This is a genomic window from Salinivibrio sp. VYel1, assembly GCF_009377945.1.
In the GTDB taxonomy this organism is placed as follows: domain Bacteria; phylum Pseudomonadota; class Gammaproteobacteria; order Enterobacterales; family Vibrionaceae; genus Salinivibrio; species Salinivibrio siamensis.
This window is the reverse complement of record NZ_RSAM01000010.1, coordinates 90,572-103,607: the sequence shown is the minus strand read 5'-3', so window position 1 is coordinate 103,607 and position 13,036 is coordinate 90,572. Positions and strand designations below refer to the sequence as shown.

12 protein-coding genes are annotated in these 13,036 nt (G+C 48.5%); 10 read left to right on the top strand and 2 right to left on the bottom strand.

Translation table 11 applies throughout. The annotated features are described in order from the left end of the window. The first annotated feature begins 119 nt into the window (after positions 1–119). The 5 genes from EHW58_RS10945 to EHW58_RS10925 all read left to right on the top strand — a co-directional run bounded on the left by EHW58_RS10945 (position 120) and on the right by EHW58_RS10925 (position 5,630). Positions 120–683, top strand: coding sequence for a hypothetical protein (locus tag EHW58_RS10945; protein ID WP_152796378.1), 564 nt, complete (start codon positions 120–122; stop codon positions 681–683). Positions 684–714: 31 nt separating this feature from the next. Then, positions 715–2,610, top strand: a complete 1,896-nt coding sequence (locus EHW58_RS10940) for a methyl-accepting chemotaxis protein (protein ID WP_152796376.1) — start codon at positions 715–717, stop codon at positions 2,608–2,610. A gap of 401 nt (positions 2,611–3,011) precedes the next feature. Beyond that, the gene (locus EHW58_RS10935; protein WP_152796373.1) at positions 3,012–3,944 is read left to right on the top strand and encodes an EAL domain-containing protein; all 933 of its coding nucleotides are present in this window, start codon (positions 3,012–3,014) and stop codon (positions 3,942–3,944) included. A 109-nt stretch (positions 3,945–4,053) separates the two neighbouring features. Beyond that, complete coding sequence (locus tag EHW58_RS10930; protein WP_152796371.1) at positions 4,054–4,986, top strand: GNAT family N-acetyltransferase; 933 nt, start codon at positions 4,054–4,056, stop codon at positions 4,984–4,986. A 413-nt stretch (positions 4,987–5,399) separates the two neighbouring features. Beyond that, entirely contained in the window at positions 5,400–5,630 is a 231-nt protein-coding gene (locus EHW58_RS10925) for a hypothetical protein (RefSeq protein ID WP_077578297.1), read from the top strand. Between the two features lie 90 nt (positions 5,631–5,720). Here EHW58_RS10925 and EHW58_RS10920 read toward each other — a convergent pair whose 3' ends face one another. Continuing rightward, entirely contained in the window at positions 5,721–6,755 is a 1,035-nt protein-coding gene (locus tag EHW58_RS10920; RefSeq protein ID WP_046075087.1) for an NADP(H)-dependent aldo-keto reductase, read from the bottom strand. Positions 6,756–6,954: 199 nt separating this feature from the next. Here EHW58_RS10920 and EHW58_RS10915 point away from each other — a divergent pair, with 199 nt between their 5' ends. Beyond that, positions 6,955–7,257, top strand: a complete 303-nt coding sequence (locus EHW58_RS10915) for a hypothetical protein (protein ID WP_152796369.1) — start codon at positions 6,955–6,957, stop codon at positions 7,255–7,257. Between the two features lie 44 nt (positions 7,258–7,301). Here the strand turns inward: EHW58_RS10915 and mutH are convergent, their stop codons facing one another. Next, positions 7,302–7,973, bottom strand: a complete 672-nt coding sequence (mutH, locus tag EHW58_RS10910; protein WP_198531454.1) for a DNA mismatch repair endonuclease MutH — start codon at positions 7,971–7,973, stop codon at positions 7,302–7,304. Between the two features lie 623 nt (positions 7,974–8,596). Between mutH and rppH the strand changes: the two genes are divergently transcribed. From rppH to lgt, 4 genes are read left to right on the top strand one after another with little or no spacing between them, the layout of a single operon-like run. Beyond that, positions 8,597–9,109, top strand: a complete 513-nt coding sequence (gene rppH, locus EHW58_RS10905; protein ID WP_370517857.1) for an RNA pyrophosphohydrolase — start codon at positions 8,597–8,599, stop codon at positions 9,107–9,109. Positions 9,110–9,126: 17 nt separating this feature from the next. Further along, complete coding sequence (gene ptsP, locus EHW58_RS10900; protein WP_370517856.1) at positions 9,127–11,385, top strand: phosphoenolpyruvate--protein phosphotransferase; 2,259 nt, start codon at positions 9,127–9,129, stop codon at positions 11,383–11,385. Further along, positions 11,385–12,191, top strand: a complete 807-nt coding sequence (locus EHW58_RS10895) for a sulfite exporter TauE/SafE family protein (protein WP_370517858.1) — start codon at positions 11,385–11,387, stop codon at positions 12,189–12,191. The genes ptsP and EHW58_RS10895 overlap by 1 nt, the downstream gene beginning before the upstream one ends. A gap of 12 nt (positions 12,192–12,203) precedes the next feature. Continuing rightward, positions 12,204–13,001 carry a prolipoprotein diacylglyceryl transferase gene (lgt, locus tag EHW58_RS10890; RefSeq protein WP_077578301.1) on the top strand — a complete coding sequence of 266 codons (798 nt, stop codon included), beginning with the start codon at positions 12,204–12,206 and terminating at the stop codon, positions 12,999–13,001. The last annotated feature ends 35 nt before the right edge of the window (positions 13,002–13,036 follow it).

The window sequence follows — 13,036 nt, the reverse complement described above, 5'->3', positions numbered from 1 at the left end:
AATAAAGCAGCTAGGATTTGTTGTTTTTTTGGGGTACATTATATTTCGTACCAGAGTACCATTTACCCGTATAGCCCCTGGCGTTAATTTCTGACTAAGTTCTATTTACCTGGTATTTTATGATGAATACGCCTGCTTTTTACCTGCTATTACTGCTGGCCTCGTGCGCTTCCTTTTCTGCTTACTCTAACACTCATAATGCAATATCAATTGAGTATAGACACTCTCTCTATGACAGTGGAGAAATAATCGACGGACGTGCGAACGGCGCTCAGTTCACCTATTACTATCAACTGTTAGAAGGTACCTCAATCTATGCCGGGTGGAGTTATGACGCAATAGAACATAAAAGCCATCTATCATTAGAGGGTATCGATAAAACAGGCTATTCCCTTGGTTTGACCTTAACGCGTGATTATGCCTGTATCCAAGCAGGGTTATACGGGGGACTCACCTATAAGCATTATGAGTTCGATGTCGATGAGAGTGATGAGCCAAAAGACTTTGGGCATGAGTGGGGATATGAGCTTGGCGGCATCGTGACGCGACCCTTAAGCGAAACCATTCATGTGATGTCTCGTCTCGGCTATGAGTCCTCGCAAGATGATGTATATATAGCAGGCTCTGAACAGGAAGTTGATGATAACTATATGTTTTCTCTTGGTGTCTTGTATAAATTTTAATGCCTAGATAGCAGTTTTATGGGAGAGGGGAATGAAGAAGTTAGGGTTTAGACAATCGCTCCTTGTGGGGGTGTTGATATTGGTATCTTTATCATTAGGGGTGGTCAGTCTTTTGACATATCTCAATGTCTATGACGCATTTAGGCAGGATAAAGAGAAAACGGTTAGGGAATATGTAGAAGCGAATGCCGGAACCATTTCCTCCTACTTTGATGAAAAAGAAAGTGTCCTATCAAATCTATCCGAATACTACAAAAGCAACCCTTTACCAGCTGATAAAATAGCACTGGTCAAGCATATCGCCGCCTCAACCAATACGGATAGTGTGGTATTCACTTCTAAAAATGGTCAGGCTTATTGGAATCAACAGGGTGATGACTGGCCAGGACACATATATAAAGGCGATGCACGAAATAGAGAGTGGTATAAAGCGGCGGTATCGACAAATGGCGTTGCGACAACGCGAGCTTACAAAGGCGCCGAGAGAATGTGGATGTCGATGGCCACTCAAATAGAAAACGATGTCCTCTCTTTTGATTTTGACTTGTCAAAAATGAATAAGATTGTTGAGTCTTTCCAAGAGATGGATGGGGCAGTCGCGGTGATTATGGATGGACACTCGACCATTCTCGCCTCGTCAAGCCCAAATATTTCTAATGGTGAGAAAGCCGTATCACTGGCGGGCTTTTCCAATGTTGCGAGGGTTGTTATCAATAGTACTCAACCCAAGTATCAAGAGTATACCTATGGGGGAGTTGAAAAAGTATTTTTCTCGGTGCCGCTAGAGATTGCTGATACAACGTGGTTTTTGGGCGTCGCTCTAGAGGACGAAAAAACATTTGCGCCGATTTATAAAACTCGCACCACTACCATATTCATGGTGTTTGCGGGCATCCTGGCAGCGATTGCTGCTTTCTATCTGTTGATCAATAAGCTGTACCGTCCTATCACCTCTCTTCGTGTGTTGGCAGAGGATCTTTCCAGTGGTGAAGCCGATCTCACTAAACGTCTTAACCTTGAGCGCAATGATGACTTGGGTGACATTGGTCGAGGTATTGATGCATTTATTGATAAAGTCCATCGTGCCGTTGCTGATATCGTCGAGGTCTCCTTAGGGCTAGCCGATAATGTCGAGCGTTTGCAATCACTCACCGAAGAAAACGCTAAGAGTATGGGTCAGCACTCGGTTGAAACTGAGCAAGTTGCAACAGCCATTGAAGAAATGAACAGTACCGCCCATTCTGTCGCACAAAGCGCGGTCAAAGCGTCCCAGATCACTGTAGATGCAGCAGAGTTAGGTGCGCAATCAGAAGAAGTGGTGAGAAAAGCGCAGTCGCTCAACGAGCGCTTGCTAGAAGATATGGAAGCCTCTGTTGCCTTGGTAAGCGATATGAACGCCAGCAGTGACAACATTAATGACGCATTGAAAGTAATTGGAGAAATTGCAGAGCAAACCAATTTGTTGGCGCTTAATGCAGCAATAGAAGCGGCGCGTGCCGGTGAGCAGGGACGAGGCTTCGCGGTCGTCGCGGATGAAGTCCGGACGTTAGCGAGTCGGACAATGGACAGTACCAAGGAAATCGATAAGGTGCTTTCTGCGCTACTAGCTAGTAGCGAACAAATGTCTGCAGCGATTAATCGTACAAAAGAAATGTGTGTTGATACGGCTTCCGGTCAAGAGCAGGTGGCTACAAGCTTGAGAACGATGGCGGAGTACGCAAAAGAGACCGACGATGCCAGTACGCAAATCTCAACAGCGGCTGAAGAGCAATCAGCGGTGTCTGCGGATATCAGCGAAAACATGAATAGGATTAAGACCATTGTAGCGTCAATTAGCAAAGGGAGTGATGTGGTCACAGAAGAAGCCGAGAAAATTGGTCGTCTGAACTCACGCCTGCATGAAACGGTAAAGCGGTTCAGAGTTTAAAACGAGGTCGGTGTTGATGGATGGCAACCGTTGTATGTCAGACGCCAAAAATGACACAAAAGAGCGGCTTTTTTTTGAACTTGTTGTGAATAGCTTAATAAGACTTTACTCCTACATTGACAGTGTAGACAAGTATGTTTCTTTACAGGAGCGGAAGCGTTTGTTGCTTGTTTACTATAAACGTATGTTAGATAGCCCAAAATATAAGCCGATACGTCAAGATATGCGAGGCTTTATTCATGGGTGCCGAAGTAAAAGCTTTGATATGGAAGCGGCCTTGTTGAAGCTCTACTTTAGCTCTCATCCATGTGCATACTAGGCTATTGTTGCGGGTTATTTTTCGAAAACTGGTAGCGAGATTATTATTCTAGCTATTTATAATGTTTTTTTAGGGGAGAAATATGCTGGAGGCTTATAGTGGTATTTCCAAGGAGGCCTATAAGCCTCAATGTATCAATTGTGATCGAAAAGTTAAGCGACAAGTGAAAAAAACGAGTCGTGAACAGTGTTTACAAGATATGATTGGTTTTGATATGACCATTGATGAACGGTTATGCAGAAGAGAAGAACGGTATTTTGAGATCACAGACTCGCTCGAAAACGCAATTCAAGAATGTAGTATTCATATCGTATTACAGCCGATCGTTGAGGTAAAAAGCGGTAACATACATAGTTTTGAAGCGCTCGCCAGGTGGACGCATCCTATCATGGGGCCAATATCTCCTGGTGACTTTATCCCTATTGCTGAAAATTTGGGCCATATCCACGCACTCGGCCTAGAGGTGCTCAGACAAGCCTGCCAATTCCTCACTGATTACGATAAATTGTTTGAGACTCGACCGATGATTAATGTCAATATCTCGGTCCAGCAACTCACTCACCCTAATGTCGTCAAAGACATGCTCAATATTGTCAGAATGTACTACTTACCCCCTGAACGCGTCGTATTGGAGGTCACTGAGTCTTATCCATTAGACGGAGGGATGAAAGTTAACGCAGTGCTCGAAGAGCTTAATCGATTTGGATTTAAGCTTTCAATTGATGATTTTGGTGCAGGAATGAGTGCAATCACAAGTTTGTTTAACCTTCCTCTTTATCAGGTCAAACTAGATAAAAAGCTAGTGAGTGAGTCCATTGTCTCGCAACCCTGTATGGACTTTTTAATCTACCTATGTGGATATGGTAGAAAAGAAAATGTGAAGCTCGTTGCAGAAGGTGTAGAAGATAACATGACTTTTAGTAAACTAAAAAAAGTAACGATCCCCTATATGCAAGGGTATTATATGTATCGACCACAATCCCCTAATTGGTGGTTAAAGGCAGAAAGTATATAAATGTAGTTTATATATTCACAATTACAGTGTGACGTTTTAATTCTAAGGGCTATGTTTTTGTCACGTGATTATGAAAATTTTATAAATATGAGGTGATAAAGAAATAAACATGACCAGTCCACTCAACGTTTGTGAATATAATAGTGATGTTTTTAAGGAAGTGGAACGATTTTTTGATTCGCTGTTCAAACAGAAAACGGTAGATGCCTGTTGGCATCCGAGAAGGTTTGAATATGCACGATATTTGGTCAAACCATTGTTCGAGAAAAGAGGGATTACTGACTGGGAAGACCATGTGTCGTTGTGGCGAGATGATGATGGCAAGCTGGTCGGTGTGGCTCTTTCTGAGGCTGCCGATTTCAACAGTTTTTTCTTTACATCTTCAGAGTATCGATATGCTTTATTGAAGCAAATGCTGGAATGGGCAATGGAGACAAATTATTGCCTAGAAAATGGACGTAAAAAGATGACATGTTGGGCGGATCAAGAAGATAACATGCTAATAATGTTGCTTAAAGAGTATGGCTTCGATAAGGATATCGGACAGGAGTATTTGCTTGTCGGTGACTTAAATCAATATACGCAGTCTTTGGCTACCAGTCATTATCGACTTAGAACCCTCGTCGACCCCAACTTGTATGAAAGCCGGATGGAATGTGTCGCTTCGGCGTTTCAGGATCGCTCGCATTATGATTTATTATCAAGTTACAAAATAACGGAAAACGCACCTAATTATCGCCAGGATTTAGATTTCTGTTTAGTCGATCCACTTTATCCAAACACAGTGATTGCCGCGTGCACTGGATGGCAAAATCATACCGATAATAGTGTGTATCTAGAACCGTTTGCAGTTGCCCCTCAATATCAAGGTCAAGGCGTTGGCACGATTTTTCTGCGTTTTGTTATGACTGCACTGAAGTATCAAGGATTCAGGGATGTATATGTGGGAGCCTATGGTGATGGACTCAAGTATTTCTATTGCCAGGCTGGGTTTTCACATTTTAGGACGTTAAATCATTACTCGCAAAGCAACCTGGTTTAAAGGTTTTTCATACATCTCGCCAGCCGTGGTACAAATATCTACGGACTATCAAACCGTGAGAGATTTAACAGCACAATCCCCCATGTCTTTATTGCTAGACAGAGTGTTGCGCTTTATTTGAACAATATTTATATAACTTATTGATATTAATTATAAGTTATTGAATACTATTAGCTCCATTCACGCAGATTCACATGCTCAAGGAGGTTAATGCCATGACTTATTTTCCGATGAAAAAACTCGATGTCATCGTTGCCTCTGCGCGTCACTGTGCCAACCACTTGGCTCAGGATACCCGCTCACGCATCTGACTCTGCGTCCAACTGTAACTGGTCGCAGGTATAACGCGGCCAGTTTGCAGTCCCACTTCGCTTTATGCCTGTGGCCTCCTGTAACCGAAAAGGAGAGCCATCATGACTCAACTATCTTTATTACCCTTAGCCCAAGCGCTGGTGCGTTTGGATATGATTCGTCAGCGTCGCGCGAGCACACACCGTTACCGCTACACAGATGTGGCGTTAAATCGTCACCTACAACGTGATATTGGTATTGCGCCTGACAAGCAAGATGCTTTGCCCGTTAGCACACAATTTGCGGCCAAACGTTATCTTGTGACATGGCGACGACGATGGCGATGGTTATAATGGGTCCTAGGAAGCGGCGTATCGGTTGATACGCCGCCCCATCCTCGAATAAAACACTGCGCGGCAGCCAACTTGGCTGCCGTTTGCGATCTAAGGGCAGGGGTTGGGATAGCGGTTAGCAATCTCATCAATACCGGCAAGCACATCGTCACTCAGCGTCAGATCCAAGCTATCGAGATTACTCTCGAGCTGTTTTAGCGTCGTGGCACCGATGATGTTAGACGCGACAAAAGGACGACTATTCACAAACGCGAGTGCCATTTGTGCAGGATCGAGGCCATGGCGTTGGGCAAGATCAACGTATTCTTGCGTGGCCTTTTGCCCTGACTCGGTAAAGTAGCGCGCGAAGCGTTGGTGCAGTGTACAACGGGCCCCTTTCGGGCGTGCGCCTTGCAAATATTTTCCGCTCAACGCGCCAAACGCGAGCGGCGAGTACGCAAGCAACTCGACCCCTTCATGATGACTGATTTCCGACAGGCCGACTTCAAAGGTGCGGTTAAGCAAATTATAAGGATTCTGAATAGAGACGATACGCGTTAGGCCGTGCTTCTCTGCCAGATGCAAATAGCGCATCACGCCCCAAGGCGTTTCGTTTGAGACACCGATATAACGAATTTTTCCTGCTTGGACAAGCTCATGCAGCGCATCCAGCGTGTCGAGGATGGTGACCCCAGAGTGTTCATCTTGATACGGATAATTGAGCTTACCAAAACAATTATTATGCCGCTGTGGCCAGTGCACTTGATACAAATCGATATAGTCGGTTTTTAGTCGTGTCAGGCTATCCTCGACGGCTTGATGAATATGGCGTCGGTTAAGCGACATATTGTCACGGATATAGGGGACATTGCGTGGTCCGGCTACCTTGGTGGCGAGGATAACGCGATCGCGCTTCCCGGACTTTTCTAACCAGCTGCCGATGTACTGTTCGGTTAAACCTTGTGTGGATTGGCTGGGGGGAACGGGATACATTTCAGCGGTATCAATGAAATTCACGCCCCGCTCAAAGGCAAGATCGAGCTGCGCATGGGCGTCAGCTTCACTATTTTGCTCACCAAATGTCATGGTGCCTAAGCACACTTTACTCACCTCTAGCGAGGAATGGGGCAAACGGTGGTATTGCATCCTTTCTCCTTGTCTGCAATCGACCTATGGCAGTCCATAGTAGAGAATTTTAAAAATGATCGAAAGCGGTTTAGCTGCGGCTTGACAGCTGGTTAAATATTGACCATTACTAAATGGACTGTCCGATGGTATCGGTCTGAGCGCGGTGTTATTGCTAGGCATGATGGACACGAAAAAGTGTAATCTAGAGGAAAGTCAGATGAACTATTCACAGCTTAAAGCCTGGATGCGCGCGGATCCTCGCTCATGTCCACAATGTTATGTGATGGCACACGCAGGCGGCGCAAAATACTCGATCGAAGTAGAAGTGAAGCATGAATTAGAGCCTTTACGCTCGGACCAAACCGGTGAGGTGATGCAGTTTGATCATGTCGGGCAAGTCGGGGAGAAACTTAAAGCCCTGGGGATTGAAGAGGGCGTATTACGCTTGATGGACCCTTACGATGAGTTTGCCACCGGGGGCGAGCCAAGCTGTCGAGAAGATATGCCAATTCGTTTTTGATGTTTTACCTAAACGCGCGGGATGTCATGCGTGCGGATTGACACTTACTTCGGATCCACAAAGTAACGACGCAAGATTTGGTGGGTGAATTGCGTGCGTAAATAAAAGCCGCGCGGCAAGGTACGGATCGGCTCACCATCGGGGCCGAAAGCGTCGGTCAAGGCCTTGCCGTTGGCTGCTTTGGGTCGTAGTTGGAGAGACTCACCTTGGCGGGCTGTGATTTCCGTCACGCGACCTAGCGCTACCCAATCCATTAACTCCTCCCAATCGGCGCGCAGTCGCGCTTCCTCCTCTTGGCTAGGGGACCATAATAATGGCGTGCCAATGCGGCGCTGTGATACCGGTATATCGCGTTCGCCTTCAACGGGGATCCACAAGACGCGTGACAGTTTTTGCCGCACATGGCTATTTTCCCAGCGCACCCCCGCGATCCCAGTGAGCGGCGCAACGCACACAAAGGTGGTTTCCAGCGGCTTACCATCGCCGTTGACCGGAATTGTTTTTAGCTCAATGCCTAAATGCGCAAAGTCTTGTTCGGGTTTGCTGCCGGCGTTGGCGCCCAAACAGGCCTCGAGTAACATGCCAATCCAACCTTTCTCTCGCGTGAGTGACGCTGGACAAGGGATCGACAGTGTCTCGCTGACTTCGCCAAGGGTCAGACCGGCGAGGGCGAGCGCACGCTCCATCAATACCTGCTCGGATGCGGGGGGCTGTATCACTGTGCTGGGATCCTGCTCGTTACGTTGAGAGCGTGCATTATCAAGAACTGCTGTATTGGCTGCAAGTCGATCCTACCCTTGATGATCCTATCCGTACGCTTGTAGTTATCCACAGATGAAGGATGATTGATAGGATTCCTGACTGTCATGATCAAATATACAGTACGTAAAGGAGGGTGAAAATGTGAAAAATCGCGAACTTGCCGTTTTTTTGCGCTATTGGTGTGGATAATTTTCTGATTGGTGGATCTTTAAGCGATCTGTGTGTATTTGACGATCGCTCGATCTTAAAAAAGATCCTTTTGTTGTGACGCGTATTTAATTAACTGATTATTAATATATTTATTGTTTTTTGGCTCGCTTTTAATTCTATGACGCGATCCTTGATCGTTCGAGAAGTGAACTTTTTCTAGGCTTCTTCACAAATCTATCCACAGAAAGCGTGAATAAATGTGCGCAAACTCTCATTGCTATGTTTATAACTTCCTGTTAGGAGCTGAGTTATCCTCAGATGACGACGAGTGCGCAAAAACAACGCTCAATCCACAATGTTTGTTTACCCTTCACCGCTTTTTGTGAAAAAATCAGGTTCAGTAGAGATTTATCATTGAGGTCGTCCAGTGATTGATGGCGATGGCTATCGTCCCAACGTGGGGATAGTAATTTGTAACGGCCACGGTCAAGTTCTCTGGGCTCGTCGATATGGTCAGCATTCATGGCAGTTTCCACAAGGTGGCATCGATGATGGGGAAAGCCCTGAACAAGCGATGTACCGGGAATTGTATGAAGAAGTGGGGCTGACTAAAAAAGATGTACGCATCTTGGGGACTAGTCGACATTGGCTACGCTACAAGTTACCCAAACGCCTTGTGCGCTGGGATTCCAAGCCCGTGTGTATCGGGCAAAAGCAGAAGTGGTTTTTGCTCAAACTTGAATGTGACGAGTCACGCGTTAATGTCTCGCGCGGGGGGACACCAGAGTTTGATGGCTGGCGCTGGGTGAGCTATTGGTATCCAGTGCGGCAAGTGGTGGCATTTAAGCGGGAAGTGTATCGGCGTGCGATGAAAGAATTCGCGCCACTTGCGATGCCGTTTAAAGAACGCAAACCTCGGCGTCGACACAAGCGAGGATAAATGTAAGGAGAGATTGGGTGCTCACGCAGTTAAGGAATATTGTGCAAAGTGTGGCGGCGTCTTCAGATCTTGAGCAGGCGTTACACACCTTGGTGCAACAAACTTGCGTGGCGATGCGTACCGAGTGCTGCTCCGTTTATCTTGCCAATGCCGAACACCAACAGTTTGAGCTTATGGCAACACAAGGCCTCGACCCTTGTGCACAAGTGTCGATGGCATTTGGCGAGGGCTTGGTCGGTGTGGTGGGTCAGCGTGCTGAGCCTTTAAATTTGGCGTACGCGCGCAAGCATCCCGCGTTCAAACCCTTCCCCTCCACCGGCGAAGATGCCTTTCAATCCTTTCTTGGCACGCCCATCATTTATCGCAAAAAGGTGTTGGGTGTGCTGGTGGTGCAACAACATCAACCCCGCCAGTTTGATGAGAGCGAAGAGTCCTTTCTCGTGACCTTAGCCGCGCAGTTGGCCGTGGTGTTTGCGCATGCCGATGCCCAAGGTGGCTGGCAGGGAGCGCCGTCTCCCGTGTTGCTAGAGGGAATGCCTGCGTCGCCGGGCATTGGGATCGCACAAGCATGGTGTGATGACTCTCAACCGCGGCTTGAAGAGGTGGCGCCTGCTTGCCACCTAGATACACAAGGTGAACTCGACAGACTGGACGCGGCGATTGACGATGCCAGTACCGAGTTTCGCCGTCTGCGTAAACGCTTTGATAAAGAGCTGCAAAAAGACGCGCTGGCGATTTTTGATTTGTTTGTTCATCTGCTTAACGATCCTATGCTGCGTGAAGACATGACAGTACGGGTCCAACAAGGGGATGCCGCCACTTGGGCGGTGAGACAAACGGTTGAAGCCTTTTCTGCCCGTTTTGCCGCGATGGATGATCCTTACCTAAAAGCCCGAGCGGGCGATGTGAAAGAGTTAGGACAGCGGCTGCTTTACTTTTTAATTGCGCCTGCGGGGAGTCCACCACCGGTTTCGACGCCCATTGTGCTGTTGGCGCGAGAGCTAACGGCGGGCATGTTAGCGTCCATTCCTCGCGCGTTGCTCACTGGTGTGGTGGCGGAAGAAGGGGCGGCGAACTCACACGCCGCGATCTTGGCGCGTGCGTTGGGGATCCCGGCGGTGATGGGCGTCAGCTTTTCGCCCGCTAAGCTTCATCAAAAAACCGTGATCCTCGATGGCCACAAAGGGGTGTTGATGATCGAGCCCGCTGAGGCATTGATCAATGAATACCAGCACCTCGTGCAAGAGGAAGCGAGCCTACAGTCTACGTTTGAGACGGCACTTGCGGCACCAGGACATACTCAGGATGGCACGCGTATTGAAGTTCACTTAAACGCCGGCTTAAGCGCCGATAGCCAGATTGCAATCAATCAGGGCGTTGACGGTGTTGGGCTCTTTCGTACGGAAGTGCCGTTTCTGATGCAGCGCCGTTTTCCGTCTGAAGACGAGCAGGTCAAACAATACCGTGCGATTCTTGCCAGTTACCCTGATAAACCTGTGGTGATGCGCACCTTAGATATTGGCGGCGATAAACCATTACCGTATTTAAGTGTTGAAGAGGACAACCCGTTTTTAGGCTGGCGCGGGATCCGTTTTACCCTCGACCACCCTGATATCTTCTTGATTCAAGTTCGCGCCATGTTGCGTGCCAGTATTGGTTTTAACAACCTTAAGCTATTGCTGCCGATGATCTCTGGGCGTAACGAGTTATTGGAAGCCAAAGCGTTGATTAGCCGTGCTTATCAAGAGGTCAGCCAAGAGGCACACCAAGCTGGGCAAAGTATCAATATCCCTTTATTGGGGATCATGGTTGAAGTTCCCTCTATTCTTTATCAGCTCGATAACATTGCGCGCGATGTCGATTTTCTTTCGGTCGGCACCAATGATCTCACTCAATATCTATTAGCGGTCGATCGCAACAATGCGCGCGTGGCTGATATTTTTGATGCGCTGCACCCCTCGGTATTACACGCATTAGCGTCGATTGCCGCTGTGGGGACCCGTCATCAGCTTCCGGTTAGTGTGTGTGGAGAGCTAGCCGGCGATCCGGTGGGGGCGTCTTTGCTGGTGGGGTTGGGGTATCACCAGCTCAGTATGAATACCCGCAACGTGGCCAAGATTAAGTATTTGCTAAGCCGCTTACCGTACGCGCATTTAGTCACGCAGGCCAAGCAGATGCTAACTCTGGATCATCCAGACGAGATCCGCGCTGCCACTGAAGCCTTTCTGGCCGCGCAAGGGTTAGAGGCGTTGGTCAAAGTCGGACAGCTGCGATGATCACCAGCTTAACGGCCCTACTTTTTGTAGTGTGTATGCTGCTGGGTGCCTGCGTGGGGACGTTGTCTGGCCTTCTGGGAATTGGTGGCGGGTTGGTCGTCGTGCCTGCGCTGACCTTTCTCCTCCCTGTGTTCGGTATTGCGCCCACTGTGGTGATGCCCATTGCGCTCGCTACCTCGCTCGCGACCATTGTACTGACGTCGAGTGCCTCTGCTTGGCGCCATTTTCGTCTGGGGAATGTTCATCTTGAGGCGGTTAAAGCGCTCGTCCCTGGCATGATGCTGGGCGGCGTCTTGGGGGCAGGGCTTGCGGATCGGCTGCCACACGATTGGTCACCCCGCCTGTTTGGCGTGATAGTGCTCGCCATGGCGCTACAAATGTTGCTCAATCGGCGTCCCTATCGCGCGCGTCCTTTACCGCATTGGCTGCGACTGTCCTTTGCGGGCACGCTGATCGGAACACTTTCTAGCTTAGCGGGGATCGGGGGCGGCTCGTTTACCGTCCCATACCTGCATTGGCGCGGAGTGAGTATGCACCAAGCCATTGGCAGTGCCTCGGCGGGGGGCGCGGTGTTGGCGCTGGGTGGCATGATGAGTTTTATGTGGTTGGGCTGGCGTCAAACGGAACCCTTGCCCGCGCTCAGTGTCGGATATTTGTATTTGCCTGCGTTGCTCGGCGTAGTGTCAACGTCGGTATTGATGACACGGGTCGGTGCTCAACTGGCGGTGAGGCTACCCACTGCGCAAATAAAACGTATTTTTGCCGTCTTTCTTGTTATTGTCGGCGCCAGCATGTTGTTGAAATAAAGGATCCCATTCATGGCCGAAGGCTACATTACCTTTCCGTCAATCGACCCCATCTTATTTGAACTTGGTCCGGTAGCCGTGCGTTGGTACGGTTTAATGTATTTACTTGGCTTTGTGTTCGCCTTGTGGCTTGCGAATCATCGTGCGGCCAAACCGAATAGCGGTTGGAGCAAAGAAGAAGTCAGCGATCTCCTTTTTGCTGGCTTTTTGGGCGTCGTGCTCGGGGGACGCATTGGCTATGTCCTATTTTATCAATTTGATGCCTTTATTGCCGATCCGCTGTTTTTATTCAAAGTGTGGACAGGTGGCATGTCCTTCCACGGGGGCTTGCTGGGTGTGATCACCGCCATGGCGTGGTACGCGCGTAAAACTCAGCGTCACTTTTTTACTGTTGCTGACTTTATCGCGCCGCTGGTACCGTTTGGACTGGGCGCAGGTCGTCTAGGGAATTTTATCAATGGTGAACTTTGGGGACGGGTGACCGATGTCCCGTGGGCGATGGTATTCCCAAGTGGTGGCCCTTGGCCGCGGCACCCCTCACAGCTCTATGAGTTTGCGCTAGAAGGTGTCGCCCTGTTTGTGATCCTCAACCTCTACATCAAAAAGCCGCGACCGATGGGCGCAGTATCAGGGCTTTTCTTGGCTGGCTACGGGACGTTCCGCTTTATTGTGGAGTATTTCCGTGAGCCAGATGCGCACCTAGGCTTGTTTGCCGGCATTTTCAGTATGGGACAACTGTTGTCATTACCGATGATTATTGCGGGGGCAGTGATGATCGGATGGGCGTACCAGCGTCAATCCGCCAAGTGACCGAATAGCGCTAATCGGTTATAGTAAGTAAACCA